This window comes from Pseudomonas sp. SZ57 (assembly GCF_009495975.1).
GTDB lineage: Bacteria > Pseudomonadota > Gammaproteobacteria > Pseudomonadales > Pseudomonadaceae > Aquipseudomonas > Aquipseudomonas syringae.
Map to the genome: position 1 here is coordinate 79,249 of NZ_WIBD01000023.1, position 26,393 is coordinate 105,641.

Genomic DNA, 26,393 nt, shown 5'->3' on the forward strand with positions numbered 1-26,393 from the left:
CCCTCAGCCGCAGCCGGGTGTGCTCTTTTCCTGACGTTTGGCTTCGCCCCACAACGCGTCCATTTCTTCGAGCGAGCACGCTTCGATAGGACGCTGCAGGTGGCGCAAAGCCTGTTCAATGAATCGGAAGCGTCTGTCGAACTTGCTATTGGCCGAGCGTAGCGCAGTTTCCGGGTCGACCTTGAGGTGTCGGGCCAGGTTGACGACGCTGAACAGCAGGTCGCCGACTTCCTCGGCAATGCCCTCGGCGTCATTGTCGACCATGGCCTCGAGAATTTCATCGAGTTCTTCACGCACCTTGTCGACCACCGGCAATGCCGCAGGCCAGTCGAAACCCACCTGCGCCGCACGCTTCTGCAGTTTGGCCGCACGACTCAACGCCGGCAAGGCCCGGGGCACGTCGTCGAGCAGCGACAACTGCTCTGGAACGCCGGCCTTTTCGGCACGCTCCTCGGCCTTGATTTCGTCCCAGCGAAGGTTGACCTGCTCGTCGGTCAGGCGCGGCGTTTCTGCCGGCGCGTACAGCTCGCCGGTCGGAAACACGTGCGGATGGCGACGCAGCAACTTGCGGGTAATACCGTCAATCACATCATCGAATTCAAACCGGCCTTCCTCTTTGGCCAACTGCGCATAGAAGACCACCTGAAACAGCAGGTCTCCCAGCTCGCCTTTCAGATGGTCGAGGTCGCCCTGTTCAATGGCATCGGCCACTTCATAGGCTTCTTCCAGCGTGTGCGGCACGATGCTGGCGTAGGTCTGCTTCAGGTCCCACGGGCAGCCGAACTGCGGATCACGCAGCCGGGCCATGAGGTTGAGCAGGTCTTGAACTGTATACATGGGGCTCCCTGTGAGCGCAGGCACCGCTTATGGCGTCCTGTTCCTGCGCGTTTCAATGATGTTCGGCAACTGGGAAATACGCCCCAGCAACCGCCCCAGCGCGTCCAGACCCGGAATCTCGATGGTCAGGGACATAAGCGCTGTGTTGTCTTCCTTGTTCGAACGGGTGTTGACCGCCAGCACGTTGATCCGCTCGTTGAGCAGCACCTGGGTGACGTCGCGCAGCAAACCGGAACGGTCGTAGGCGCGGATGATGATGTCCACCGGATAGGTGAGTACCGGCACCGGCCCCCAGCTGACCTGAATGATCCGCTCGGGCTCGCGACCGCCTAGCTGCAGCACCGAAGCGCAATCCTGACGGTGAATGCTGACGCCACGACCCTGGGTGATATAACCGACGATGGCATCGCCCGGCAGCGGCTGGCAGCAGCCAGCCATCTGCGTCATCAGGTTGCCGACGCCCTGAATCTGAATATCGCCACGCTTGCCGGGCTTGTAGCCGGTGGCCTTGCGCGGGATCAGCTCCAGTTGTTCATTGACGCGATCAGGCTCGACCTGCTGCTGAGCCAGATTGACCAGTTGCGCCAGACGCAGATCGCCTGCGCCCAAGGCCGCGAACATGTCGTCGGCGGTCTTGTGATTGGCCTTTTCCGCCAGCTTGTCGAAATCGACCTGCGGCAACGCCAGGCGCGCCAGTTCGCGTTCGATCAGGGTTCTGCCGGCGGCGACGTTCTGGTCGCGGGCCTGCAGCTTGAACCAGTGAACGATCTTGGCCCGCGCGCGCGAGGTAGTGATGTACCCCAGGTTCGAGTTCAGCCAGTCGCGGCTCGGCGTACCATGCTTGCTGGTGATGATCTCGACCTGCTCACCGGTCTGCAGGCTGTAGTTGAGCGGGACGATGCGGCCATTGATTTTTGCACCCCGGCAGTTATGGCCGATTTCGGTGTGTACCCGATAGGCGAAGTCCAGTGGTGTCGCGCCCTTGGGCAGGTCGATGGCATGGCCGTCCGGGGTGAAGACGTAGACGCGGTCAGGCTCGATATCGACTCGCAGCTGATCGGCCAGACCGCCGATGTCGCCCAGCTCTTCATGCCATTCGAGCACCTGACGCAGCCAGGAAATCTTCTCTTCGTAATGATTGGAGCCGGATTTGACGTCGGTGCCTTTATAGCGCCAGTGCGCACACACGCCCAGCTCGGCCTCTTCATGCATGGCGTGGGTGCGGATCTGCACTTCCAGCACCTTGCCTTCCGGCCCGATCACGGCGGTGTGCAGCGAGCGATAGCCGTTTTCCTTGGGGTTGGCGATATAGTCGTCGAACTCTTTGGGAATATGCCGCCACAAGGTGTGCACGATACCCAGCGCGGTGTAGCAATCGCGCATTTCCGGGACCAGCACACGCAGCGCACGCACGTCATAGATCTGGCTGAACGCCAGGCCCTTGCGCTGCATTTTGCGCCAGATGGAATAGATATGCTTGGCACGCCCGCTGATGTCAGCGGTCACGCCGGTGGCCTGCAGTTCGTTGTCGAGCTGGGACATGACGTCGCTGATGAAGCGCTCGCGGTCCAGCCTGCGCTCATGCAGCAGCTTGGCGATCTGCTTGTATTGATCAGGCTCCAGGTAGCGGAAGGACAGGTCCTCCAGCTCCCACTTGATGTGACCGATGCCCAGGCGGTGGGCCAGCGGTGCATAGATGTCGAAGACTTCGCGGGCCACACGGTTGCGTTTTTCGTCGTCGGCGTTCTTTACCGCACGAATCGCGCAGGTACGTTCGGCCAGCTTGATCAGCGCAACACGCACGTCGTCGACCATCGCCACCAGCATCTTGCGCAGGTTTTCGACCTGCGCCTGGCTGCCGAGCACCAATGACTGACGAGGGCTGAGACTGGCGCTGATCGCGGCCATGCGCAGCACGCCGTCGATCAGTTTGGCGACCGTTGCGCCAAAGCGCTGCTCGACGTCCGGCAGCGCAATGAGACCTTCACGCACGCCACGGTAAATGACCGCGGCGACCAGCGAGTCCTGATCCAGCTTGAGGTCAGCCAGGATCTCCGCGATTTCCAGACCGGTCTGAAAACTGGAGGTGCCCTCTGCCCAATGATTCTTGTGAGCCTTGTCGGTCTGCTCGGCTTCCCGGGCAAATTCACAGGCCTTTTTCATGACTTCCCGGTCCAGGACCAGGTCGACGCTGACAATATGATCGAGCCACGCGTCGAGATTGATACTGCCGTCTGTGTTTATCGGCTGGTTCGCTCTCACCTGTACCATGCTGCTTACCTTCCCTACGGCGCGATGAATAGCGCCATCAGTCGCCAGCCTTCTGAGCGAATGCCACTTGCCGGGCAAGCAAGGACCGGCATTCGCGGGCCAGTCGGATTAAATGAGGTTCCCTGTCAGCAACGACCTCGTTCCAGTGAACGCTGCTCACTTACTCATTTCAAATAAAGCCATCGCCTCGACATGCGCCGTCTGCGGAAACATATCGAGGATTCCGGCACGTTTTAACCGGTAGCCCTGACGGATCAGTTCGACCGCGTCACGAGCCAAAGTTGCCGGATTACATGAAACATAGAGCAGTCGCCGGGCCCCCGTCTTTCTGATCTGGCGGACCACTTCAAAGGCCCCGTCACGCGGTGGGTCCAAGAGTACCGCAGAAAACCCTTCTGCCGCCCAGTCGGCATGTGTCAGCGGCTGGGAAAGATCCGCCTGAAAAAACTGCACATTGTGCAGATCATTACTCATTGCGTTGACGGCTGCACGCTCGACCATGGTCGCAACGCCTTCAACCGCCACCACTTCCCTGGCCAGACCCGCCAGCGGCAAGGCGAAATTGCCCAGACCACAGAACAGGTCCATGACACGTTCGTCTTTTGCAGGCGCCAGCCATTGCAGAGCCTGCTCGATCATCGCGGTGTTGACCGCCGCGTTGACCTGAATGAAATCACCCGGTCGCCAGGCCAGTTGCAGGCTCCACGGCTCCAGCCGGTAGCCCAGCGTATCGCCGGGGCTGGCCGGCTGGGGCTCGCCTTCGCCGTGCAGCCACAGCTGCGCACCATGCCTGGAGCAAAACGCCTGCAGCAGCGCCAGATCGGTCTCGGCAAGCGGCGCGGTGTGGCGCAACAACACGGCAGTCGCAACCCCACTGAACAGCTCGACGTGGCCCAGCGCCTGCGGCTTGCTGAAACTTTTCAGCATGCCAGGCAGCTCATTCATGATGGGTTGCAAGGCCTGTACCAGCACCGGACAGTGTTCGATGCTGACGATGTCCTGGCTGGCGGCTGCGCGGAACCCCACATCCAGCCTTTTGGCCTTGGCATCCCAGCGAACCGCGACCCGCGCGCGTCGGCGATAGGCCAGTTCGGCACCACTCAAAGGTGCCGCCCATTCATCCGGCACAACATTCGCCACGCGCAGCAACTGCTCGGCGAGCATGCGCTGTTTCAGGGCAAGCTGTTCTTCGTGGGGCACATGCTGAACACTGCAGCCGCCACAGCGACCGAAATACTCACAGGCCGGAGCGCGACGCATGGCGCTGGCGGTGAACACCCGCTCGGTGCGCGCCTCGACGACCTTGCCGCGCGCATTGAGCACGCGCGCCTCGACCTCTTCGCCGGCCAGACTGCCGGCGACAAACCAGGTTTTGCCCTCGAAAAAGGCGATACCGCGACCGTCGTCGGACAGCCGCTCGATGGTCAGCCGCTGCTTTTTACCGGCAGGAATCTGTACGGTTTTAACGCCGCCCGCAGGCTGAAAGCGCAAACCTCTTTCGTGCTTGGCCATCAGTTGGGCGAATCATAGACGCCGGTCGACAGGTAACGGTCGCCTCGGTCACAGATGATCGCCACAATCACGGCGTTTTCGACTTCCTGGGAAAGACGCAATGCCCCGGCGACCGAGCCACCGGACGACACGCCACAGAAGATGCCTTCTTCGCGGGCCAGTCGGCGCATGGTGTCTTCGGCTTCGGTCTGGCCCATGTCGATGATGCGGTCGACACGCTCCGACTGATAGATTTTCGGCAGGTATTCATGCGGCCAGCGGCGAATACCGGGGATCGAAGCGCCCTCCATCGGTTGCAGACCGACGATCTGTACGTCCGGATTCTGCTCCTTGAGGTAGCGCGAGGTGCCCATGATGGTGCCGGTGGTGCCCATCGAGCTGACGAAATGGGTCACGGTACCGCCCGTCTGCCGCCAGATTTCCGGACCGGTGGACGTGTAATGCGCTTCAGGATTGTCGCCATTGGCGAACTGATCGAGCACTTTGCCGCGGCCTTCGGCCTGCATGCGCTCGGCCAGATCACGGGCGCCTTCCATGCCCTGGTCCTTGCTGACCGAAATCAGCTCGGCGCCATAAGCGGTCATCGCGGCCTTGCGTTCGGCACTGGAGTTGTCCGGCATGATCAGAATCATCCGGTAGCCCTTGATCGCCGCGGCCATGGCCAGCGCGATCCCGGTATTGCCGGAGGTCGCTTCGATCAGCGTGTCACCCGGATGGATCTGGCCGCGCAACTCGGCGCGGGTGATCATCGACAAGGCCGGGCGGTCTTTTACCGAGCCAGCGGGGTTGTTACCTTCGAGTTTCAACAGGAGGGTATTGCTGGTGTTACCCGCCATGCGTTGCAGACGCACCAGCGGGGTGTTGCCGACGCAATCGGCAATGGTTTGATACTGCAGGGTCATGGCGTCTTCGCAATCCAGACTGCGGGGGTGCCTATCATAACGGCAAACGGCCAAAGCCCATATCACGCAAAGTGCGCTGCTTATTCCCAAAAAGAATAAACGCTGTTTTTTCCGCTGCCGCCCTGCCCTGCGCAGAGAGTTAGGTGCCCATGCCGACGGTAAATAGCTAAACTCATCCCCTTGTGCCGATACAGCAAGGCAGCCGATGCCTGATATCGACGGACTGATACGTATTGCCGGAGGAAGAGCGTGCTGACCAAGCTGGGTATAAAAGGCCGTGTGCTGCTACTGACTATTCTGCCTGCCAGCCTGATGGCGGCGATGCTCGGTGGTTATTTCACCTGGATGCAGTTGAGCGAACTGCAAAGCCAGTTGCTGCAACGCGGCGAAATGATCGCCCAGGATCTGGCGCCGCTTGCCGCCAATGCACTGGGGCGCAAGGACAAAGTGCTGCTCAGTCGCATTGCCACCCAGACGCTGGAGCAGACCGACGTACGCGCCGTGTCGTTTCTCGACACCGATCGCACGGAACTGGCCCACGCCGGGCCGACCATGATCAGCCCGTCGCCGATTGGCAGCGGCTCGCAGTTGCTCAGCTCGACCGGCACCGATGCCACGCGCTACCTGCTGCCGGTCTTCGGCAGTCAACGCCACCTGACCAGCCCGATCATTCCTGCCGAGGCCGATACCCTGCTGGGCTGGGTCGAGCTTGAAATATCCCATAACGGCACGCTGCTGCGCGGTTACCGAAGCCTGTTTGCCAGCCTGCTGCTGATCCTGACCGGGCTGGCGTTTACCGCGACCCTCGCGGTACGCATGAGCCGCACCATCAACGGGCCGATGAGCCAGATCAAGCAGGCCGTGTCGCAACTCAAGGACGGCAATCTGGAAACCCGCCTGCCACCGCTGGGCAGCCGGGAGCTGGACGAGCTGGCGTCGGGCATCAACCGCATGGCGGCGACGCTGCAGAACGCGCAGGAAGAACTGCAACTGAGCATCGATCAGGCAACCGAGGATGTCCGGCAGAATCTGGAGACCATCGAAATCCAGAACATCGAACTCGACCTGGCACGCAAGGAAGCGCTTGAAGCAAGCCGGATCAAGTCCGAATTCCTGGCCAACATGAGCCATGAAATCCGCACGCCGCTCAATGGCATTCTGGGCTTCACCCATTTGCTGCAGAAAAGCGAGCTGACCCCGCGCCAGTTCGACTACCTGGGCACCATCGAGAAGTCCGCCGACAACCTGCTGAGCATCATCAACGAGATTCTCGACTTCTCGAAGATAGAGGCCGGCAAGCTGGTGCTCGATAATATTCCGTTCAACCTGCGCGACCTGTTGCAGGACACCTTGACCATTCTCGCCCCGGCGGCGCACGCCAAACAGCTGGAGCTGGTCAGTCTGGTGTACCGCGATACGCCGCTGGCGCTGTCCGGTGACCCGCTGCGTCTGCGGCAGATCCTGACCAATCTGGTCAGCAACGCGATCAAGTTCACCCGCGAAGGCACGATCGTCGCGCGCGCCATGCTCGAGGACGAAACCGAAGAGCACGCGCAACTGCGCATCAGCGTGCAGGACACCGGGATCGGCCTGTCCAGTCAGGATGTGCGGGCACTGTTCCAGGCCTTCAGCCAGGCCGACAATTCGCTTTCGCGTCAACCGGGCGGTACCGGGCTGGGGCTGGTGATCTCCAAACGCCTGATCGAACAGATGGGCGGCGAAATCGGTGTCGACAGCACGCCGGGCGAAGGTTCGGAATTCTGGATCAGCCTGAAACTGCCCAAGGCCCGCGAAGACAAGGAAGAATCACTCAATATTCCGCTCGGAGGCCTGCGCGCCGCAGTGCTTGAACATCATGACCTGGCGCGTCAGGCGCTGGAGCATCAGCTGGAAGACTGCGGTCTGCAGACCATCGTGTTCAACAACCTGGAAAACCTGCTCAACGGCGTGACCGCAGCGCATGAGACGCCTGCGGCCATCGATCTGGCGGTACTGGGCGTGACGGCGCTGGAAATCTCTCCGGAACGGCTGCGCCAGCACATCTGGGACCTGGAAAACCTCAACTGCAAGGTCATGGTGCTGTGCCCGACCACCGAACACGCGCTGTTCCAGCTGGCGGTCCACGATGTCTACACGCAACTGCAGGCCAAGCCCGCCTGCACCCGCAAACTGCAAAAAGCCCTGTCAGAGCTGATCGCGCCGCGAGCGGTGCGTGCCGATATCGGCCCGCCACTGTCGAGCCGCGCACCGCGAGTGCTGTGCGTGGACGACAACCCGGCCAACCTGCTGCTGGTACAGACCCTGCTCGAAGACATGGGCGCTGAAGTGGTCGCTGTCGAGGGCGGCTATGCAGCGGTCAACGCCGTGCAGCAAGAAGCGTTCGACCTGGTGTTGATGGACGTGCAGATGCCCGGCATGGACGGTCGTCAGGCCACCGAGGCGATCCGCGCCTGGGAAGCCGAACGCAACCAGAGTTCGCTTCCGATCGTGGCCCTCACCGCGCATGCGATGGCCAATGAAAAGCGCTCACTGCTGCAAAGCGGTATGGACGACTACCTGACCAAGCCGATCAGCGAACGGCAACTGGCGCAGGTGGTGCTCAAGTGGACCGGGCTGGCGCTGCGCAACCCTGCGCCGGAACGCCAGAATGAAGCGCTTGAGGTGCACGTCGGGCCGCTGGTGCTGGATCATGAAGAAGGGTTGCGCCTGGCGGCGGGCAAGGCGGATCTTGCCGCCGACATGCTGGCCATGCTGCTGGCCTCCCTGGACGCCGACCGCGAGGCCATTCGTGTGGCGCGTGCCAGCCAGGATGTACACGCGTTGATCGAACGCATCCACCGCCTGCACGGCGCAACGCGGTATTGCGGCGTTCCTCAACTGCGCAGTGCCTGCCAGCGCGCCGAAACCCTGCTCAAGCAAAACGCTCCGCACACCGAAGAGGCCCTCAACGATCTGGACAAGGCCATCATTCGCCTGGAAGCCGAGGCGCGGGTCATGGCTTGAGCGTGCAGCGAGACACCTTTCGTGCCTGACGCTCCAGCGTGGGCGGAGCATGTTAGGATGCGCGCAATTTTGGAGGACCCATGGTCGAACACGATTTTCGCTACAGCATGCTCAACCCCCAGCACACGCTGACCGAATGCCGCACGCTGGCACCCGGCCGCTATCAGGTCACCGGCAACGGCGGCTCGATTCACGACAACGACCAGTTGTTGGTGACCATCAAAGGCAGTAAAAGCCTGCACATGCGCCTCACCGTCGAGAAAGTCCGGCACCTGATCAACCCGCCCGGCCAGTGGATTGCGGTGGCCAAAGGCCCGGTATTCGACGAGTTGGCGATTCATCAGTGGAAAGTGAATTGCGACAGCTGCGCCGCCGAACTGAACTTCGAGTTCATGGTAGAGAGCAAGCTGGGCGTCAAGGCGCAGAAACCGGCTGCTACCGCGCGCATCGCGGAGCTGGGCTGGAAAACCGATGGCGAGAAGCACTTCTGCAAGAAGTGCCAGGAGAAAGCGGCATGAAACAGTTTGCGCTCCTGAGCCTGATCGGCGGCGCGCTGCTGGTTGGTTGTACTGCTGACCCGCTGCCGATCCAGCAGGATCACAGCTATGTAACGGAATGGATCGGCGAGCGTCCGCTGATCGATAACAGTCGTTTGACCATGACGCTGGGTGCCGATGGCCGTGCGTATGGCAATGCGGGCTGCAACCATTGGTTTGCGCCCTATACGCTGAACGATCACAGCATCAGTTTCGGTCCGGTGGGCAAGACGCGCAAGATGTGCGCGCCGGCGTTGATGGAGCAGGAACAGCGCTTTATCAAGGCGATCAGTAGTGTGCAGCGCTGGGATATCTCGCCCATCGAGCAGTTGCGTCTGTGGCCAACGCAGGGCAAGCCGTTGCGTTTCTGGCTGGAAGATAGCTGATTGTAACTATCGTGCCGAAGCTCAGCGTAACTTGCGACGCAGAGCGTCTAGAACTGCATTCCCACGCTGGAGCGCAGGGAACGATCACTATCGTGCGACGCTCCGCGTCGCATGCCGTTCTGAACGCTCCGCGTCCTCGTTGCTACGCCAAGCGTCGAAAATCGACCCGATCAGCCCTCGCCACGCAGTGTCTTGAGCTTCTGGATCACGGTCGCGGCTGATTGTTCGCCGAGCAGTTGTTCGCGCATCTTGCCCTTGTCGTCGATGATGTAGGTCACCGGCAGTGCCTCGGAGGGCGGCAGGCTGTATTGCTCGGCCGGGTCCTGAGCGAGCACGGTGAATTTGATGCCCAGTGCATTGGCAGCGCTTTTCAGTTCGTCGCCCTGCAGGTTGTCGAAGTTGACGCCCAGCACGGTGACTTTCTGGTCCTTGAGCTGCTCGGACAATGCATTGAACTCCGGAACCTCGGTACGGCAAGGGCCACACCATTCGGCCCAGTAGTTGACCACCAGCCAGTGCCCCTTGATGCGCTCGCTGGCGACCTTCTGGCCATTCTGATCATTGCCCAGGTCCACGCCACATCCGCTGAGCAGCAAACTGCCGAAAAGTATTACCGCTGCTGTTAATCGCCTTGCCATTTGCTTGTTTCCTCGCCCCGTTCAACCTGCAATTACTTATACCCAAGCCACGACTATTGACCATTCGATATGTCGGACAGTGCCATCGCTGGTTAGAATACGCCACCCCACACAAGATGCGACGTGCAAATGACCGATCTGACGCTGTATCACAACCCGCGCTGCAGCAAGTCCCGCGGCGCGCTGGAACTGCTTCAGGCCCGCGGCCTGACGCCGGACATCGTCCTGTACCTGGAAACCCCGCCCGACGCCAACCGTGTGCGCGACCTGCTCGGCAAGCTGGGCATCGGCGCCCGGCAACTGCTGCGTACCGGCGAGGACGATTACAAGCAACTCAATCTGGCCGACCCGAGCCTGAGCGACGAGCAACTGATCGCCGCCATGGCCGCTCACCCCAAACTCATCGAACGGCCGATTCTGGTCGCTGGCGACAAGGCTGTCATTGGCCGCCCACCCGAGAACATTCTGGAGCTGCTGCCGTGAGCACACCCTATATTCTGGTCCTTTATTACAGCCGCAACGGCTCCACCAGCGAAATGGCCCGGCAGGTTGCCCGCGGCATCGAACTGGGCGGCATGGAAGCACGGCTGCGCACCGTACCTGCCGTTTCCGCCGACTGCGAAGCGACCGCACCCGAGATTCCGGAAAGCGGTGCGCTGTACGCGACCCTCGACGACCTGAAAAACTGCTCCGGCCTGGCGCTGGGCAGCCCGACGCGCTTCGGCAACATGGCCGCGCCGCTGAAATATTTCCTCGACGGCACCAGCAACCTGTGGCTGACCGGCGCACTGGTCGGTAAACCCGCTGGCGCCTTTACCTCCACTGCCAGCCTGCACGGTGGTCAGGAAACCACGCTGATGTCGATGCTGCTGCCCCTGCTGCATCACGGCATGCTGATCATGGGCCTGCCCTACAGCGAATCGGCGCTGCTGGAAACCACCGGCGGTGGCACGCCCTACGGTCCCAGCCATCACGCCGGTGCCGATGGCAAGCGCGCGCTGGACCGTCATGAAACCGACCTGTGCCGCGCCCTGGGCCAGCGTCTGGCCAGGACCGCGGTGCAACTGGACGCGCCGCGCAGCTGAATCGGCAGAGCGCCGGATGCTTTCAGTTAAATCGTAAACTTGCAGGGCAAGGGTCGGTCTGACCCCTTGTCCTGCCTGTTGAATTTCTTTGGAGAACCGATGCACGACTACAAATGGCTGAACGAGTATTGCCTGAATCGATTCGGCTCCGCCAAAGCTCTGGAAGCTCATCTGCCCTCCCCCAAGACACCCAGGCAACTGCAAGCCATCAGCGCCGACCGCTACCTGTCGACCATGGCCCTGCGGGTTTTCCGCGCAGGCCTGAAACACAGCCTGGTAGACGCCAAGTGGCCAGCGTTCGAAGAAGTGTTTTTTCGCTTCGACCCGGAGAAAGTCGTGCTGATGGGCGCCGATCACCTGGAACGGCTGATGCAGGACGCGCGCATCATTCGTCATCTGGGCAAGCTCAAGAGCGTGCCGCGCAATGCGCAACTGATTCTGGACATCGAGCAGGAGCATGGCAGTTTCGGCAAATTCATCGCCGAATGGCCGGTCGATAACATCACTGGCCTGTGGCAGTACATCGCCAAACACGGCAACCAGATGGGCGGCCTCTCAGCGCCGCGCTTTCTGCGCATGATCGGCAAGGACACCTTCATTCCGACTTGGGATGTGGTTGCCGCCCTGAACGCTCAGGATATCGTCGACCGTGTGCCGAGCAGCAAACGCGATCAGGCGATCGTGCAGGACGTCTTCAACCAGTGGCACGCAGAAAGCGGTCGGCCGATATGCCAGCTGTCAGCCATGCTGGCGTTCACCGTCAACCACTGAGTGCCGTCAGATATTGACCACATTGACGAACCGCGACGCAGCGGTTTCGTCGATGCGCAGGTTGCTGAAATCGAACAGGTTGCGGTCGGCCAACTGCGAGGGCTGCACGTTCTGCAAGGCGCGAAAGATGCTCTCCGTCCGGCCTGGCGTCTTGCGCTCCCAGTCCTGCAGCATCTCCTTGACCACCTGACGCTGCAGGTTCTCCTGCGAGCCGCACAGGTTGCACGGGATGATCGGAAACTGCTTGAGGTCCGAGTAGGCCTGAATGTCCTTTTCATGGCAGTACGCCAACGGACGAATCACCACGTTACGGCCATCATCGGCACGCAGCTTGGGCGGCATGGCCTTGAGCGAGCCATTGAAGAACATGTTGAGAAAGAATGTCTCGACGATATCGTCGCGGTGATGACCGAGCGCCATCTTGGTGGCACCGATCTCGTCAGCGAAGGTATACAGCGTGCCGCGACGCAGCCGTGAACACAGCGAGCAGGTGGTCTTGCCTTCGGGGACCAGTTCCTTGACCACTGAATACGTGTCTTTCTCGACGATGTGGTACTCGATACCCAGTTCTTTCAGGTAGGCAGGCAGCACGTGCTCGGGAAAGCCGGGCTGCTTCTGGTCCATGTTGACCGCCACGATGTCGAACTTGATCGGCGCGACCTTCTGCAGGTGCATCAACACATCGAGCATGGTGTAACTGTCCTTGCCGCCGGACAGGCAGACCATGACCTTGTCACCCTCTTCGATCATGCTGAAGTCGGCAACCGCTTCGCCGGCCAGCCGACGCAGACGTTTCTGCAGTTTGTTCTGATTGACTGAAAGGGTGCCCATTTATGGAAATATCCGCTGACGATAGCTTGAGAAAAGCCGGACATTTTACCCGTAACCGACCATTGGTTAAATATGCTGCGCCTGTACTGTTCAGACAGGCGACCACACTGGATCAAAAATGACCACCGGGCAGCTGGCCTGTTCAGAGCTTAGCCACATTGCGGCATACTTGGCGCACTGGAGAACCCTAAAGCATGCCCGAACAACTCAATTCACGCGTCGAGACCTGTTACCAACAAGCCGAAGCCTTCTTCAAGCGCACCTTCAAACGCCCGGTGGTCAGTTTCCAGTTGCGCGGTCAGAAGGCCGGTGTGGCTCATCTGCATGAAAACCTGTTGCGCTTCAACCCACAGCTCTACAAGGAAAACGCCGAAGACTTCCTGCGCCAGACCGTGCCCCACGAAGTCGCGCACCTGATCGCCCATCAGCTGTTCGGTGGCAGCATCCAGCCGCATGGCGAAGAATGGCAATTGATCATGCGCGGCGTCTATGAGCTGCCGCCCAATCGCTGCCATACCTATGCGGTCAAGCGGCGCAGTGTAATCCGTTACATCTACCGCTGCCCGTGCCCGGACAGCGACTTTCCGTTCACCGCGCAGCGTCACGGCATGGTTCGCAAGGGACGGCGCTACCTGTGCCGTCGCTGCCGCGAGCATCTGGTGTTCAGCGGCGAGACGCGCACGGAATAGTCCTCCGATAAACGGCAGGCATAAAAAAACCCATCCGAAGATGGGTTTTTTATGGCCTGAGGGTTATCAGACGGTCTTGCTGGTGTTCACCGCAGCCGCTGGAGTCGGGCCTTCGGCAACGCCGAGGTCGTCTTCAGGGCGGGTTTCCAGAATGGCGGAGCCACCGGAAGTCAGCTCGGACTGCAGCTTGTCGGTGTCCAGCTCGCCGACCCACTTGGCAACCACAACGGTAGCAACGGCGTTACCGACCAGGTTGGTCAGGGCGCGGGCTTCGGACATGAAGCGGTCGATACCCAGAATCAGCGCCAGACCGGCAACCGGCAGATGGCCTACAGCCGACAGGGTCGCAGCCAGTACGATGAAGCCGCTACCGGTTACGCCAGCAGCACCTTTGGACGACAGCAGCAGCACCAGCAAAAGGGTGATCTGGTGCGTGATGTCCATGTGCGTGTTGGTCGCCTGAGCGATGAACACGGCGGCCATGGTCAGGTAGATCGAGGTACCGTCCAGGTTGAACGAGTAGCCCGTCGGGATAACCAGACCGACCACAGACTTCTTGGCACCCAGGCGCTCCATCTTGATCAGCATGCGCGGCAGGGCCGATTCCGAAGAAGAAGTACCCAGTACGATCAGCAGCTCTTCACGGATGTAGCGAATCAGCTTGAAGATACTGAAGCCGTGAGCGCGGGCGATGGCGCCCAGTACAAACACGACGAACAGGACGCAGGTGATGTAGAAGCAGATCATCAACTGACCCAGCTGCACCAGCGAGCTCACGCCATAGGCACCGATGGTGAAGGCCATGGCACCGAACGCACCCAGCGGGGCCAGCTTCATGATCATGTTGATGATGTTGAACATCACGTGGGCGAAGCGATCGATGAAGTCCAGAACCGGCTTGCCGTAGGCACCCAGGCGATGCAGCGCAAAGCCGAAGATCACCGAGAACATCAGCACTTGCAGGATATCGCCGTTGGCAAACGCGCCGACGATGGTGTTCGGAATCACGTTAAGGATAAAGCCGACGATGCTCTGGTCCTGACCGGCCGTGACGTAGGCGGCGATCTTCGAAGCGTCGAGCGTGCTGACGTCGATGTTCATGCCGACACCCGGCTGAACCACGTTGACCACGATCAGACCGATCAGCAGGGCGATGGTCGAAACGATCTCGAAGTACAGCAGCGCATAACCGCCGGTCTTGCCGACCGACTTCATGCTCTGCATGCCAGCGATACCACTGACGACGGTACAGAAGATGATCGGGGCAATCACCATCTTGATCAGTTTGATGAACCCGTCACCCAGCGGTTTTAACGCCTTGCCGGTGTCCGGGTAGAAGTGACCGATCAGGATACCGATGACAATCGCTACGATTACCTGAAAATAGAGGGATTTGTAGATGGGCTGACGAGTCGTCATTGCAGTTTTCCTCAAGGGCGTCGTCGGCATCTTCACCTGATGCACGCGAGCCTATAAAGCGCTAACCCTCCTGCACTGGAGGGATTTGTTTTGTCGAGCTGCGCAAGGCAGGTCTCTGCCATGTAGATAGCAATACGCGTGCCATGGAGTCATTTTGATATCAAAACCCCGCAGCATAAGGCGCACACTGGTAACGGTAGCCGGGATCCGACAGGAGAGGTGGCGGTTTTCCGCCGTATGGTGGGAAAAACAGGCACACAGTGGCGGGTATCCGCCTTCTTTCTGTGGTGACTGGAGTGATCGGTGACGCGCAGAGGTGTGACGCAGAGCGTCACGAACGGCATTCCCATGCTGGAGCGTGAGGAACGATAGGTGTGATAACACTATCGTGCCAATGCTCCGCGTTGGCATGCCGTTCTGGACGCTCTGCGTCCGCTCTTGAAACTGGGGCGAATCACACCCTCACTGCGCCAGAAAATGAATCCTGAACGCCGCGCCGCCCAGCGGGGAATCGCCCAGCGTCAATTGCGCGCCGTAGCTTTCGATGATGTCCTTGACCACCGCCAGGCCGATGCCTTGCCCGGGGTTCTGGCGGTCCAGCCGTTCGCCGCGCTCGAGAATGCGCGCACGCTGGCTCTGCGGGACGCCGGGGCCGTCGTCTTCGACGCACAGTTCATCGCCGGTCGTCGAGCGCGTGAAGCTGACGCGCACTTCGCTCAGGCACAGCCGATAGGCGTTTTCCAGCAGGTTGCCGAGCATTTCCAGCAACGCGCCCTCTTCCATATGCACCTGACAGTGCTCGGGCAGGTCCAGCGTGGCCTTGACCTGTTTGTCGCGATACACCTTGTCCAGCGTGTTGCACAGGCTTTCGACCACGGGCCGCAGCATCACGTGATGCCGCACCAGACCGCTCTTGCGCAGGCTGGCCCGTTGCAGTTGATAGCCGATCTGCTGGCTCATGCGTTCGATCTGCGATTGCAGCACCCACGCCTGCTCGACATCTTCGGGGCGCTTGGCGATGTTCTCGCTTACGCCTTGCAAGACCGCCAAAGGGGTTTTCAGGCTATGCGCCAGGTCGTCCAGAGAGTCGCGGTAACGGATCCGCTGCTCACGCTCGCTGCGCAACAGGCGGTTGAGCGAGTCGGTCAGGCGCAGCAGTTCGCTGGGGTGTTCTTCGCTGAGGCTGTCGCGTACACCGGATTCCACCTGATCCAGTTCCTGACTCAAGCCGCGCAAGGCCCGCAGCCCCCAGGTCAGGCCCATCCACAGCAACCCGAGCAGCACCGCCAGTGCTGCGCCAAAGCCCAGATAAAGCTTGCGGCGCAGGCCGTCGATGGTTTCCTGATAGCCGCGCAACGGTTGCACGGCAACGATACTGAACGCAGCATTGCGCCCGCCGAGCAGCCGGATCTCGACGTCATAGACGAAATACTCATCGCCATTGATTTCCTTGATCTTGGTGAACTCGCTGCCCTGCCCGTCGTATTGCGGGCGGTAGTCGATGTTCTCGCCTTCGGTCGACAACGAGCGCCAGACCATCTGCCCCTGGCGGTTATAGATGTAGCCCAGCAGACGGCTGCCGGGCAGATTGAATTGTTCGCCCGGCAATACCGAGGGCATTAACAGATGGTCGTTTTCGACGCGAGCCGCCGAAATCATGGTGGTGACATCAGAAGCCAGGCGTTGCTCGATCGCTCCGCGTAGCGCCAGGCTGAACGCCCCCTGCAGTGCAGGCAGCATCAGCAGCATGAAGATCACCGCCAGCGTGGCGGCGCCCAGCATCAGGCGCAGGCGAAGCGAACGAATCACGTACAGCGCTCATTGAACAGATAGCCCATGCCGCGCACGGTTTCGATAGGTTTGAAGGCCACGCTGCTGTCCAGCTTGCGACGCAGACGACCGACCAGCACTTCGATCACGTTCGGGTCGCGCTCGTCGTCATCGGGGTACAGTTGCTCCATCAGGCGCTCCTTGGGCACCACTTGCTGGTGATGGAGCATCAGGTACTCAAGAATGCGGTATTCGTAGGCCGTCAGCGCCAAGGGCTGCTCGGCCAGGGCGGCGTGCTTGCGATTGAGGTCCAGCAACAGCGGGCCAGCCGTGATGGTTGACTGGATGAAGCCGCTGGAACGCCGTAACAAGGCGTTCAGCCGTGCCTCCAGCTCTTCGAACTGGAAGGGTTTGACCACGTAGTCGTCAGCCCCGGCCGCCAGGCCTTCGACCTTGTCCTGCCAGTTACCGCGCGCGGTCAGGATCAGGATCGGAAAGGCCTTGCCTAGTGCACGCAGCTGGCGAATCAGGTCAAGGCCGCCGATGCCCGGCAGGCCAAGGTCGATCACCGCCAGGTCGTGATTGAATTGCGCGACCTGATACAACGCCTCTTCGGCGTTGGCCACCGCCTCCACCACATGCCCGGCTTCGGTCAGACGGGTTCGCAGGTGGTGGCGCAGCAGCGCTTCATCCTCAACTACCAACAACTTCATGCAGCTCTCCCAGGCACAATCGCAGCCTCAAGACAAAGAATGAAACGACATCGTCGCATCAGTACTCAACAGGCGGGCGCTGACGGGCACGTGTTGTGTCACATCATAGCTGCCCAGCAGGATTTCGCGGCTGACAGGCGCACCATTGTGAGTGCCCGTCAGGCTGCCGTAAACCGGTGGCGAATAAAGCGTCCCCGCCGAGACATTGGAATGCGCCTGCTCCCCGAGCGCGTGTCCCCAACTGTTGGTATCGTCAAGCCTTTCGCTGGTCTTGCTGAATTCGATACGGGCCACGTCAAGCCGACCATCACCCGCCTGCACCGCAGCACTGCCGCCCAGAAAAGCCAGGGCCAGGAAAAACTTGTTGAGATTCAACATATCGACTCCTTTTGCGCTCGGGGACGCTGTCAAGGTATGGGCCAACAGTAATCGCGCCGGGCTGAACCCCGACTGAACACTGCATGAACCGGCGCTGAACAGTCATCCACACCCTGTGCAGCAGAATCGGCTATGGTTGTTTGCGACTTCAAAACATCAACAAGGAGCTGACCATGCGTGTGTGGATTGCAATGATCATGATGGGTCTGACCGGCCTCGCCCAGGCGGCGATCAAGACCGAGCAGATCGATTATAAAAGTGCCGACGGCACCAAGCTGGTGGGCTATTACGCTTACGACGACGCGGTAAAAGGCCCGCGCCCTGGCGTCCTGGTGGTCCACGAATGGTGGGGCCTGAACGACTACGCCAAGCGCCGCGCCCGCGACCTGGCTGCGCTGGGCTACAGCGCGATGGCCATCGACATGTACGGCGAAGGCAAGAACACCGAGCACCCGAAAGACGCGATGGCCTTCATGCAGGCCGCGCTGAAGGACAGCGATGCCGCCGACAAGCGTTTTGACGCCGGGCTGGAGCAATTGAAGAAGCAGCCACAGACCGATCCGAAAAAGATCGCAGCGATCGGTTACTGCTTCGGCGGCAAGATCGTGCTCGACGCAGCTCGCCGCGGTGAGCCACTGCTGGGCGTGGTGAGTTTCCACGGCGCACTGGTCACCAACACTCCTGCAAAACCGGGCATCAAGGTGCCAATGCTGGTCGAACACGGCGCCAAGGACAGCATGGTCACCCCTGAAAACGTCACCGCGTTCAAGAAGGAAATGGACGACGCCAAGGCCGACTACAAATTCGTCAGCATCGACGGCGCCAAACACGGCTTCACCAACCCCGACGCCGACCGCCTCAGCCACGGCGAACACGGCGGCCCGGACATCGGCTACGACAAGGCCGCCGATGAGAGCTCCTGGGCGGACATGAAAGTGTTTTTCAAGAAGATATTTGGTTGAGCGATAGCTGACACTCCGCGTCCACCCAAAGCTCGGAGGACGCGGAGCGTCCAGAACGGCATGCGACGCAGAGCGTCGCACGATAGATTAGCGTTCCGCACGCTGTAGCATCCGCACGATAGGTTAGCGCTCCGCACGCTGTAGCATCGGTACGATAGTTACTGCTAGTGCCCTTCCCTCCAACCCATTCCCCCGGCAAAATGCCGCACATGACTCGACTATCCCTCCTTCCCGTCTGCTGCCCGGAACTGATCCGGCATTGGCCGTTGCCGCAAGCCTTGCCGGGGGCGGTACTGGTGAGTGGGCATTTTGATCCGCTCAAGCTGGTCGACGGCGACTTTCAGCGTTGTGAGCTGCAAATGCCGGCGAGCATTCAGCGTTCGGTTGCCAAGCGCCAGACTGAATTCCTCGCCGGTCGTCTCTGCGCCCGCGAAGCCATGCGCCAACTGGATGGCCGCCTGCATGTCCCTGCAGTGGGCGAAGACCGCGCGCCGATCTGGCCCGCTGATGTCTGCGGTTCGATCACTCACAGCACCGGCTGGGCCGCTGCCGTGGTTGCGCACAAGCAGCAGTGGCGCGGGTTAGGGCTGGACACGGAAAACCTGCTGAGCCACGACCGTGCCTCGCGGCTGGCCGGGGAAATTCTGACAGCGGCCGAGCTGGCAGAGATGGCGGCGGGCCCGGAAGATCAGATCGCACTGCGCGTGACCCTGACCTTTTCGATCAAGGAAGCGCTGTTCAAGGCGCTCTACCCCATCGTGCACAAGCGCTTCTACTTCGAAGACGCGCAACTGCTGGAATGGTCCGCCGACGGCCGCGCCCGACTACAGCTGCTGATCGACCTGTCCAGCGAGTGGCATGCGGGCAAGGAGCTGGACGGTCAGTTCAGTGTGCAGGACGATCACCTGTTGAGCCTGGTCGCCGTCGAAGGTTGATCAGCCGGGCAGCGGACAATGCTCGCAACGTCCAACCCACTCGACCCGATGACTCAGGCAGCACACACGCCTTTGCCTGCGTGGTTCACCGCCCTGCGCCTGCGGCACATAACGCACGGCCTGAAACAGAGGATTGGCGCGCCCGTCCGGTCTTTTCTTCTCGCTTAACAGCGCCAGCCCGGCACCCAGCGACACATCACTGCAGGTGGCCAGTTGCGCAAGGCAGCCTTCCAGATAATCCCCGGCGCTGCTCCACAACACAGCAGCCGGCAGTCCGCCATAAGCGCTCAGAGAAGTAATGAAGGGCTGCAGATTGTCATCGAGCAACCCGGCAAAGCGCTGAAACGGATCAACCGGCATACCCCGCCAGACGCGCCCCTCCCCCGCCAGCCTGACACCGCTCGACACGCCACGCTCATCCAGCGCCAGCGCCACCTGATCAAGCTGCAACGGCCAATGCCAGTCATGCACCAGGCTGGCGACCAGCACCGGCGGAATCAGTTGCATGAAGTAAAACTTGGCCCATTGTGACACCAGCACCGGCAATTGATCAGGCATCAGCTGCGGCCCGTAAACACTCAGCAGCATCTGATCAAGACGCTCGGGGCGCAGCAGATCAGGCAACATCACTACCGGGCGCGCATCATCCGTCGTCAGCAAGGTCCGCCCGAACCGCGCAAATGGCCCGGCAAACAACGGCAAGCTCAACGCGGCACCTGCGTGCGCGGCCAAGTCAGGCTGAAGCACGCTCCGCCCAGGCTGACGCTATGCCCGATCAGCGCGCGGCCTTCATGCCAATGGATGATCCGCCGCACGATCGACAGGCCCAGCCCATGCCCGCCCGAGGCTCGGGTGCGGCTGTCATCGATGCGCATGAACGGCGTGAAAATCTGCTCCCAGGCCTGCTCCGGAACACCAGGACCATCGTCGTCCACGTCGATACGGCACTGCTGCGCCTCCAGCCGATAACTGATGCGCACCTCGTTGTCGGCATGGCGCAGCGCATTGCTCACCAGGTTCTGCACGGCGCGATGCAGGTAGCGCGGCTCGCCCTCGACCCAGGCAGCCTCGCCCTCTTCGGCCCTCAGGCATTCGCCCCGCGAAACCCTTACGTCGGCGCGCAATGGCGCCAGTTCGGCGATCACCTGATCGATCAGCGCATCCAGATCGACACGCTGGAAATTCAGGGTCGGCGCGCCCTGCTCAAGACGCGCATAGGTGAGCATCTCATCGACCAGCTTGTCGAGGTCCTGGATATCGCTGTCCATGCCGATCATGTATTTGCGCCGCGCCTCGGGAGTGGCGGCGTCGCTGACCATCTCCAGACCGAAACGCAGACGCGCCACCGGCGTGCGCAGTTCGTGGGACACCGCGCGCACCAGTTCGCGCTGGATCATCAATGAGCGCTGCAGGTGTTCGGCCATGCTGTTGAACGCCGCTGCCACACGCCCCACCGAGTCGGAGCCCTCGGTCGGCACGCGGGTTTGCAGACTGCCCTGGGCAATCTGCGTGGCCGCCGCTTCCAGCTCCAGCACCCGTCGCTCCAGACGCCGCACCAGCAAGTACACCACCAGACCGATCAGACACAGGCCCATCAAGGCGATCAGCAGCAGCCAATGCAGCGGATAAGGGTTCATCTGGTACAGCGGGCCGATTTCCAGCACCCAGTTGGTGTCGACGATCCCGGCCAGCACGCGGATCGAATCGCCGCCCTTGCCCAGCGCCATGACCGTATCGCCCTCATAGACGCGACGGCGCTGATCATCGTCCAGATCCGCCTGATCCAGCGCCAGCAGGTGCAGGTCGAAACCGAACCCCTTGTCGCTGCGCAGGGCCTGCAGGCGCGCCGGTTGCTCATCGACCGGAAAGCGCACCAGCTCATCGATCAGCAGGTAAATAGTGGCCCGCGCCAATTGCTCGGTGATCTGCTGCACTTCGCCGGTCAGCAACAGCGGCTCCTTGTCGCTCAACTGACGATAAACCCTGGCAGCGTGCGGCCCGATCTGTTCGACCACCACCTTGCCGCGCGTCAGTTGGCCCAGTGCGCTGCTGTCCAGGTGAGCCTGCTCAAGGGTTTGCAGGCTCAGGGGAATGCCCAGCAGGCGCTCCCAGATCGCCAGGGCGCGGCGCCGTTCGATGCCGTCGAGCGGCACCAGATTGTCGGCCATGATCGTAAAGGTGCCGTGAGCCAGGCGCTCGCGGTACTGCTCGCCGCGCGACTGATTGAGCACATGCAGGGCCAGCACACCGAGCAGCGCGACCAGCACCAACACGCCCAGTACACCACCGTAGATGCGCAGAAAGATCGAATTCATCAGGTCAGCCGCTGAACACGTGGCCGCTCATGTCCTGCGCGGCTTCGGGCACAAACAGATAGCCCTTGCTGCGCACGGTCTTGATCAGACGCGGATGAATGGGGTCGTCGCCGATTTTCGGGCGGATACGCGAGATACGCACATCGATGGAGCGATCCTGCCCGTCGTACCCCACGCCGCGCAACGCGGTGAAGATCTCTTCGCGGGACAGCGTGCGCCCGGCGTTGGCCACCAGCAGCCACAGCAGGTCGAACTCGGCGCCGGTCAGCTCGATGCTCTGCTCGCGCAGCCAGGCCTCACGCAGTGCGTTGTCCACCACCAACGGGCCGAACACCAGACGGCGCAACTCGGCAGCCGGCACCTGTGGCGCTTCACTGCGGCGCAGCAAGGCTTTGATACGCGCCAGCAGCACGCGCGGGTGCACCGGTTTGCAGACGAAATCGTCGGCGCCGGTGTCGAGTCCTTCTATATGGTCGGTGTCATCGGTGCGCGCGGTGAGCATCAGAATCGGTCCGTCGTATCGGTCACGCACACTGCGGCAGATGCTGAAACCGTCCTCGCCGGGCAGCATCAGGTCGAGAATCACCAGATCCGGCTGCTCGGCGATGATCCGCGCCGCCGCCAGCGCGCCGTCGCCTTCGATGCTCACGCGCATGCCGTGGTTCTGAAGGTAGTCGCTGGTCAGTTCGGCCAGTCGCTGGTCATCCTCGACGATCAGCACGTGCCAGGTGTGTGGTTCCACAGCCATCTTTCCTTGTCGTTATCGACCGCTTTCTGTTTTTGCAACGCAGGGGTTGCGGCACCACGTCGCAGGCCAGTGTAGCAACCCTTGCGCGGATCACACGCCACCGCACGCGGCATAGCACATGACATGCCAGAACGGCCTTGCAGCTGCGTTTTTTTGTGATAGGGTTCGCGCCCTCAAAAATCATCAGTACATCGCCAGTGCCTACAAAAATCGGTGACAAACGGTCACGATCCAGTAGTTATGCGGCCTACACGCACGGTGTGCGATTCATACACAAACTACACACACTTTATCCACAAGCGGTGCGTTGCAATTCATGTCCAAAACGCATTATCTTGTAGCCCGGCGACGAGGCACACCCTACATGTGGGGTTTTTAATAAAAACGCCAGCACAACTCAAATGGGAAATTCAAGCATTTTTGTTGCGTCTGAGGGGTTGAACTTCAGGCCAGTTTAGGCACCAAGACGCTCGCGCATGAGCCAGAGCCATCCCGTACACGTTTTGCAACATCGAACACGCACTCTTGATCAGATTTTCGAAGGATCGGGCATAGCCCGGTCCTTTTTGGCTTCAAAACCTGGAAGCGGCGACAGACCCCGCTTTCACCTTCGTTTTGGAGCCCTTTGGTCGCCTCTTGCGACTGACTGCTCTAAACGAAATGGTGGGCAGCAATGCCCGAACAAACTTAAAGAACGTGGAGTCACACATGCAAACAGACACAACTCGCGAGAACTCGCCGACCGGCGCGCCGCAGGCAAGCCAGACCCAGCAGGATCTGTCTGCCACTGCCCCCGGTCAACTGCGCGTGATCAAGCGTAACGGTACTGTCGTTCCCTACACGGACGACAAGATCACCGTTGCCATCACCAAGGCGTTTCTTGCAGTTGAAGGCGGCAATGCTGCTGCCTCGTCGCGCATCCATGACACCGTTGCCCGCCTGACCGAACAGGTCAGCGCCACGTTCAAGCGTCGCATGCCTTCGGGCGGCACCATCCACATCGAAGAAATCCAGGATCAGGTCGAACTGGCACTGATGCGTGCCGGCGAGCAGAAAGTAGCTCGCGACTACGTCATCTACCGTGACTCGCGCGCCAAGGAGCGTGCCGTTCGCGCCCCCGAAGAGCAGGTCCAGGCTCACCCGTCGATCCGCATCACCCGCGCCGACGGCAGCTTTGCGCCGCTGGACATGGGTCGTCTGAACACCATCGTCACCGAAGCGTGCGAAGGCCTGGCTGAAGTCGACGCCGACCTGATCCAGACCGAAACCCTGAAAAACCTGTACGACGGCGTGGCGCTGAAAGACGTCAACACCGCCCTGGTCATGACTGCCCGTACCCTGGTCGAGCGCGAGCCGAACTACTCGTTCGTCACCGCCCGCCTGCTGATGGACACCCTGCGCGCCGAAGGCCTGGGTTTCCTCGGTGTCGCCGACAGCGCCACCCACCACGAAATGGCCGATCTGTACGCCAAGGCGCTGCCTGCCTACGTCAGCGCCGGTATCAAGTTCGAACTGCTCAACCCTGTGCTGGCCGAATTCGACCTCGAAAAACTCGGCAAGGCGATCAACCACGAGCGCGATCAGCAGTTCACCTACCTGGGCCTGCAAACCCTGTACGACCGTTACTTCATCCACAAGGATGGCGTGCGTTTCGAACTGCCGCAGATCTTCTTCATGCGCGTGGCCATGGGCCTGGCAATCGAAGAGAAAGCCCGTGAAGACCGCGCCATCGAGTTCTACAACCTGCTGTCGTCGTTCGACTACATGTCGTCGACCCCGACCCTGTTCAACGCCGGCACCCTGCGTCCACAGCTGTCCAGCTGCTACCTGACCACCGTGCCGGATGACCTGTCGGGCATTTACCACGCGATCCACGACAACGCCATGCTGTCCAAATTCGCAGGCGGTCTGGGCAACGACTGGACGCCGGTTCGTGCGCTGGGCTCGTACATAAAGGGCACCAACGGCAAGTCGCAAGGCGTCGTACCGTTCCTGAAAGTGGTCAACGACACCGCCGTTGCGGTTAACCAGGGCGGCAAGCGCAAGGGCGCTGTCTGTGCCTACCTGGAAACCTGGCACATGGACATCGAAGAGTTCATCGAGCTGCGCAAGAACACCGGTGATGACCGTCGTCGTACCCACGACATGAACACCGCCAACTGGATCCCTGACCTGTTCATGAAGCGCGTCTTCGACGACGGCCCGTGGACCCTGTTCTCGCCATCCGAAGTACCGGACCTTCACGACCTGACCGGCAAGGCCTTTCAGGAGCGTTACGAGTACTACGAAGCGCTGACCGAATACCCAGGCAAGATCAAACTGTTCAAGACCATCCAGGCCAAGGATCTGTGGCGCAAGATGCTCTCGATGCTGTTCGAAACCGGCCACCCTTGGCTGACCTTCAAGGACCCGTGCAACCTGCGTAGCCCGCAGCAGCACGTGGGCGTGGTTCACAGCTCGAACCTGTGCACCGAGATCACCCTGAACACCAACAAGGACGAGATCGCGGTCTGCAACCTGGGCTCGATCAACCTGCCGAACCACATCGTCGACGGCAAGCTGGACACCGACAAGCTCAAGCGCACCGTCGATGTAGCCGTGCGCATGCTCGATAACGTGATCGACATCAACTACTACTCAGTACCGCAGGCCAAGAACTCCAACCTGCGCCACCGTCCGGTCGGCCTGGGCATCATGGGCTTCCAGGACGCGCTGTACCTGCAACACATCCCGTACGGTTCCGATGCTGCCGTGCAGTTCGCCGACACCTCCATGGAAGCGGTCAGCTACTACGCGATCCAGGCGTCCTGCGACCTGGCCGACGAGCGCGGTGCCTACGAGACGTTCCAGGGTTCGCTGTGGTCCAAAGGCATCCTGCCGCTGGATTCGCAACAGATCCTGATCGAGCAGCGTGGCGAGAAGTACATCAGCGTCGACCTGAAGGAAACCCTGGACTGGGCGCCGGTTCGTGCCCGTGTGCAGAAAGGTATCCGTAACTCGAACATCATGGCCATCGCACCGACCGCCACCATCGCCAACATCACTGGCGTGTCGCAGTCGATCGAACCGACCTATCAGAACCTCTACGTGAAATCGAACCTGTCCGGCGAATTCACCGTGATCAACCCGTACCTGGTTCGCGACCTCAAGGCCCGCGGCCTGTGGGACTCGGTCATGATCAACGACCTGAAGTACTACGACGGTTCGGTACAGCAAATCGAGCGCATCCCGCAGGAGCTCAAGGAGCTTTACGCGACTGCCTTCGAAGTGGACACCAAGTGGATCGTCGACGCGGCAAGCCGTCGTCAGAAGTGGATCGACCAGGCTCAGTCGCTGAACCTGTACATCGCTGGCGCTTCGGGCAAGAAGCTGGACGTGACCTACCGCATGGCCTGGTACCGTGGTCTGAAAACCACTTACTACCTCCGTGCCCTGGCCGCGACCAGCACCGAGAAGTCCACCGTCAACACCGGCAAGCTCAACGCAGTATCGAGCGGCGGCCACGGCCCGGACGACTCGGCGATCACCGCCCCGCGTCCAACCGAAGCAGCACCGGCCGGCCCGGCCCCAGTGCCAAAGGCTTGCGCAATCGACGAGCCGGATTGTGAGGCTTGCCAGTAACCGTTAACGCCTGACTTGCCCCCACGTTGGTCACGCCAACGTGGGGAGCAACTTTCCTGTTCCAGCCTCCC

At 60.9% G+C, this 26,393-nt stretch carries 23 protein-coding genes; 10 read left to right on the top strand and 13 right to left on the bottom strand.

What is annotated here, in order from left to right:
• Positions 1–3: 3 nt before the first annotated feature.
• The 4 genes from mazG to cysM form a co-directional block, all read right to left on the bottom strand.
• Positions 4–837 carry a nucleoside triphosphate pyrophosphohydrolase gene (gene mazG / locus GE543_RS20150; RefSeq protein ID WP_003314605.1) on the bottom strand — a complete coding sequence of 278 codons (834 nt, stop codon included), beginning with the start codon at positions 835–837 and terminating at the stop codon, positions 4–6.
• 27 nt (positions 838–864) lie between these two features.
• Positions 865–3,108, bottom strand: a complete 2,244-nt coding sequence (gene relA, locus GE543_RS20155; RefSeq protein WP_003418185.1) for a GTP diphosphokinase — start codon at positions 3,106–3,108, stop codon at positions 865–867.
• 156 nt (positions 3,109–3,264) lie between these two features.
• Positions 3,265–4,620: a 23S rRNA (uracil(1939)-C(5))-methyltransferase RlmD gene (gene rlmD / locus GE543_RS20160; protein WP_153222221.1), complete on the bottom strand. Its 1,356-nt coding sequence runs from the start codon at positions 4,618–4,620 to the stop codon at positions 3,265–3,267.
• Complete coding sequence (cysM, locus tag GE543_RS20165; RefSeq protein WP_046236192.1) at positions 4,620–5,522, bottom strand: cysteine synthase CysM; 903 nt, start codon at positions 5,520–5,522, stop codon at positions 4,620–4,622. The genes rlmD and cysM overlap by 1 nt, the downstream gene beginning before the upstream one ends.
• A 249-nt stretch (positions 5,523–5,771) precedes the next feature.
• On the opposite strand from cysM, the gene GE543_RS20170 reads away from it, so the two are divergent.
• The 3 genes from GE543_RS20170 (at position 5,772) to GE543_RS20180 (ending at position 9,447) form a co-directional block, all read left to right on the top strand.
• Positions 5,772–8,525 (top strand): response regulator, encoded by a 2,754-nt coding sequence (locus GE543_RS20170; protein WP_371927209.1) that lies wholly within the window; start codon positions 5,772–5,774, stop codon positions 8,523–8,525.
• An 80-nt stretch (positions 8,526–8,605) separates the two neighbouring features.
• On the top strand, positions 8,606–9,043 hold the full coding sequence (locus tag GE543_RS20175) for a hypothetical protein (RefSeq protein ID WP_003314595.1): 438 nt from the start codon (positions 8,606–8,608) through the stop codon (positions 9,041–9,043).
• On the top strand, positions 9,040–9,447 hold the full coding sequence (locus tag GE543_RS20180; RefSeq protein ID WP_004411263.1) for an META domain-containing protein: 408 nt from the start codon (positions 9,040–9,042) through the stop codon (positions 9,445–9,447). The genes GE543_RS20175 and GE543_RS20180 overlap by 4 nt, the downstream gene beginning before the upstream one ends.
• 170 nt (positions 9,448–9,617) lie before the next feature.
• Here the strand turns inward: GE543_RS20180 and GE543_RS20185 are convergent, their stop codons facing one another.
• Entirely contained in the window at positions 9,618–10,085 is a 468-nt protein-coding gene (locus GE543_RS20185; protein WP_004416738.1) for a TlpA disulfide reductase family protein, read from the bottom strand.
• 129 nt (positions 10,086–10,214) lie between these two features.
• Between GE543_RS20185 and arsC the strand changes: the two genes are divergently transcribed.
• The 3 genes from arsC to GE543_RS20200 all read left to right on the top strand — a co-directional run bounded on the left by arsC (position 10,215) and on the right by GE543_RS20200 (position 11,941).
• On the top strand, positions 10,215–10,568 hold the full coding sequence (gene arsC, locus GE543_RS20190) for an arsenate reductase (glutaredoxin) (RefSeq protein ID WP_003418195.1): 354 nt from the start codon (positions 10,215–10,217) through the stop codon (positions 10,566–10,568).
• Positions 10,565–11,170, top strand: coding sequence for an NAD(P)H:quinone oxidoreductase (gene wrbA, locus GE543_RS20195; RefSeq protein ID WP_371927210.1), 606 nt, complete (start codon positions 10,565–10,567; stop codon positions 11,168–11,170). The genes arsC and wrbA overlap by 4 nt, the downstream gene beginning before the upstream one ends.
• Positions 11,171–11,269: 99 nt before the next feature.
• Positions 11,270–11,941 (top strand): DNA-3-methyladenine glycosylase I, encoded by a 672-nt coding sequence (locus GE543_RS20200; protein WP_153222222.1) that lies wholly within the window; start codon positions 11,270–11,272, stop codon positions 11,939–11,941.
• 6 nt (positions 11,942–11,947) lie between these two features.
• On the opposite strand, the gene ttcA is transcribed toward GE543_RS20200, so the two are convergent.
• On the bottom strand, positions 11,948–12,772 hold the full coding sequence (gene ttcA, locus GE543_RS20205) for a tRNA 2-thiocytidine(32) synthetase TtcA (protein WP_153222223.1): 825 nt from the start codon (positions 12,770–12,772) through the stop codon (positions 11,948–11,950).
• 194 nt (positions 12,773–12,966) lie between these two features.
• On the opposite strand from ttcA, the gene GE543_RS20210 reads away from it, so the two are divergent.
• Positions 12,967–13,461, top strand: coding sequence for a SprT family zinc-dependent metalloprotease (locus GE543_RS20210; RefSeq protein WP_153222224.1), 495 nt, complete (start codon positions 12,967–12,969; stop codon positions 13,459–13,461).
• 66 nt (positions 13,462–13,527) lie between these two features.
• Here the strand turns inward: GE543_RS20210 and GE543_RS20215 are convergent, their stop codons facing one another.
• The 4 genes from GE543_RS20215 to GE543_RS20235 all read right to left on the bottom strand — a co-directional run bounded on the left by GE543_RS20215 (position 13,528) and on the right by GE543_RS20235 (position 17,741).
• Entirely contained in the window at positions 13,528–14,880 is a 1,353-nt protein-coding gene (locus GE543_RS20215) for a dicarboxylate/amino acid:cation symporter (RefSeq protein ID WP_004411269.1), read from the bottom strand.
• A 462-nt stretch (positions 14,881–15,342) separates the two neighbouring features.
• Positions 15,343–16,689 carry an ATP-binding protein gene (locus tag GE543_RS20225; protein WP_057405934.1) on the bottom strand — a complete coding sequence of 449 codons (1,347 nt, stop codon included), beginning with the start codon at positions 16,687–16,689 and terminating at the stop codon, positions 15,343–15,345.
• On the bottom strand, positions 16,686–17,363 hold the full coding sequence (locus GE543_RS20230) for a response regulator (RefSeq protein ID WP_003314580.1): 678 nt from the start codon (positions 17,361–17,363) through the stop codon (positions 16,686–16,688). The genes GE543_RS20225 and GE543_RS20230 overlap by 4 nt, the downstream gene beginning before the upstream one ends.
• A 27-nt stretch (positions 17,364–17,390) precedes the next feature.
• Entirely contained in the window at positions 17,391–17,741 is a 351-nt protein-coding gene (locus GE543_RS20235) for a hypothetical protein (RefSeq protein WP_003363261.1), read from the bottom strand.
• A gap of 173 nt (positions 17,742–17,914) precedes the next feature.
• On the opposite strand from GE543_RS20235, the gene GE543_RS20240 reads away from it, so the two are divergent.
• The gene (locus GE543_RS20240) at positions 17,915–18,703 is read left to right on the top strand and encodes a dienelactone hydrolase family protein (RefSeq protein ID WP_003393714.1); all 789 of its coding nucleotides are present in this window, start codon (positions 17,915–17,917) and stop codon (positions 18,701–18,703) included.
• Between the two features lie 209 nt (positions 18,704–18,912).
• A complete protein-coding gene (locus GE543_RS20245) occupies positions 18,913–19,638 on the top strand; it encodes a 4'-phosphopantetheinyl transferase (RefSeq protein ID WP_218571926.1) in 726 nt (241 codons plus the stop codon).
• Here GE543_RS20245 and fhuF read toward each other — a convergent pair whose 3' ends face one another.
• The 3 genes from fhuF to GE543_RS20260 are packed head-to-tail and all read right to left on the bottom strand — an operon-like array spanning position 19,639 to position 22,701.
• On the bottom strand, positions 19,639–20,385 hold the full coding sequence (gene fhuF, locus GE543_RS20250; RefSeq protein ID WP_371927211.1) for a siderophore-iron reductase FhuF: 747 nt from the start codon (positions 20,383–20,385) through the stop codon (positions 19,639–19,641).
• Positions 20,343–21,953, bottom strand: a complete 1,611-nt coding sequence (locus tag GE543_RS20255; protein ID WP_153222226.1) for an ATP-binding protein — start codon at positions 21,951–21,953, stop codon at positions 20,343–20,345. The genes fhuF and GE543_RS20255 overlap by 43 nt, the downstream gene beginning before the upstream one ends.
• Positions 21,954–21,957: 4 nt before the next feature.
• Positions 21,958–22,701 (bottom strand): response regulator, encoded by a 744-nt coding sequence (locus GE543_RS20260; protein WP_032699284.1) that lies wholly within the window; start codon positions 22,699–22,701, stop codon positions 21,958–21,960.
• A 708-nt stretch (positions 22,702–23,409) separates the two neighbouring features.
• Here GE543_RS20260 and GE543_RS20265 point away from each other — a divergent pair.
• Positions 23,410–26,322, top strand: a complete 2,913-nt coding sequence (locus GE543_RS20265) for a ribonucleoside-diphosphate reductase subunit alpha (protein WP_153222227.1) — start codon at positions 23,410–23,412, stop codon at positions 26,320–26,322.
• Positions 26,323–26,393 lie beyond the last annotated feature (71 nt).

Excerpts from the sequence above, each read along its gene's own strand:
- mazG (WP_003314605.1), bottom strand. The coding sequence starts at position 837 with ATGTATACAGTTCAAGACCTGCTCAACCTCATGGCCCGGCTGCGTGAT.
- relA (WP_003418185.1), bottom strand. The coding sequence starts at position 3,108 with ATGGTACAGGTGAGAGCGAACCAGCCGATAAACACAGACGGCAGTATC.
- rlmD (WP_153222221.1), bottom strand. The coding sequence starts at position 4,620 with ATGGCCAAGCACGAAAGAGGTTTGCGCTTTCAGCCTGCGGGCGGCGTT.
- cysM (WP_046236192.1), bottom strand. The coding sequence starts at position 5,522 with ATGACCCTGCAGTATCAAACCATTGCCGATTGCGTCGGCAACACCCCG.
- GE543_RS20175 (WP_003314595.1), top strand. The coding sequence starts at position 8,606 with ATGGTCGAACACGATTTTCGCTACAGCATGCTCAACCCCCAGCACACG.
- GE543_RS20180 (WP_004411263.1), top strand. The coding sequence starts at position 9,040 with ATGAAACAGTTTGCGCTCCTGAGCCTGATCGGCGGCGCGCTGCTGGTT.
- GE543_RS20185 (WP_004416738.1), bottom strand. The coding sequence starts at position 10,085 with ATGGCAAGGCGATTAACAGCAGCGGTAATACTTTTCGGCAGTTTGCTG.
- arsC (WP_003418195.1), top strand. The coding sequence starts at position 10,215 with ATGACCGATCTGACGCTGTATCACAACCCGCGCTGCAGCAAGTCCCGC.
- GE543_RS20200 (WP_153222222.1), top strand. The coding sequence starts at position 11,270 with ATGCACGACTACAAATGGCTGAACGAGTATTGCCTGAATCGATTCGGC.
- ttcA (WP_153222223.1), bottom strand. The coding sequence starts at position 12,772 with ATGGGCACCCTTTCAGTCAATCAGAACAAACTGCAGAAACGTCTGCGT.
- GE543_RS20210 (WP_153222224.1), top strand. The coding sequence starts at position 12,967 with ATGCCCGAACAACTCAATTCACGCGTCGAGACCTGTTACCAACAAGCC.
- GE543_RS20215 (WP_004411269.1), bottom strand. The coding sequence starts at position 14,880 with ATGACGACTCGTCAGCCCATCTACAAATCCCTCTATTTTCAGGTAATC.
- GE543_RS20230 (WP_003314580.1), bottom strand. The coding sequence starts at position 17,363 with ATGAAGTTGTTGGTAGTTGAGGATGAAGCGCTGCTGCGCCACCACCTG.
- GE543_RS20235 (WP_003363261.1), bottom strand. The coding sequence starts at position 17,741 with ATGTTGAATCTCAACAAGTTTTTCCTGGCCCTGGCTTTTCTGGGCGGC.
- GE543_RS20240 (WP_003393714.1), top strand. The coding sequence starts at position 17,915 with ATGCGTGTGTGGATTGCAATGATCATGATGGGTCTGACCGGCCTCGCC.
- GE543_RS20245 (WP_218571926.1), top strand. The coding sequence starts at position 18,913 with ATGACTCGACTATCCCTCCTTCCCGTCTGCTGCCCGGAACTGATCCGG.
- GE543_RS20255 (WP_153222226.1), bottom strand. The coding sequence starts at position 21,953 with ATGAATTCGATCTTTCTGCGCATCTACGGTGGTGTACTGGGCGTGTTG.
- GE543_RS20260 (WP_032699284.1), bottom strand. The coding sequence starts at position 22,701 with ATGGCTGTGGAACCACACACCTGGCACGTGCTGATCGTCGAGGATGAC.
- GE543_RS20265 (WP_153222227.1), top strand. The coding sequence starts at position 23,410 with ATGCAAACAGACACAACTCGCGAGAACTCGCCGACCGGCGCGCCGCAG.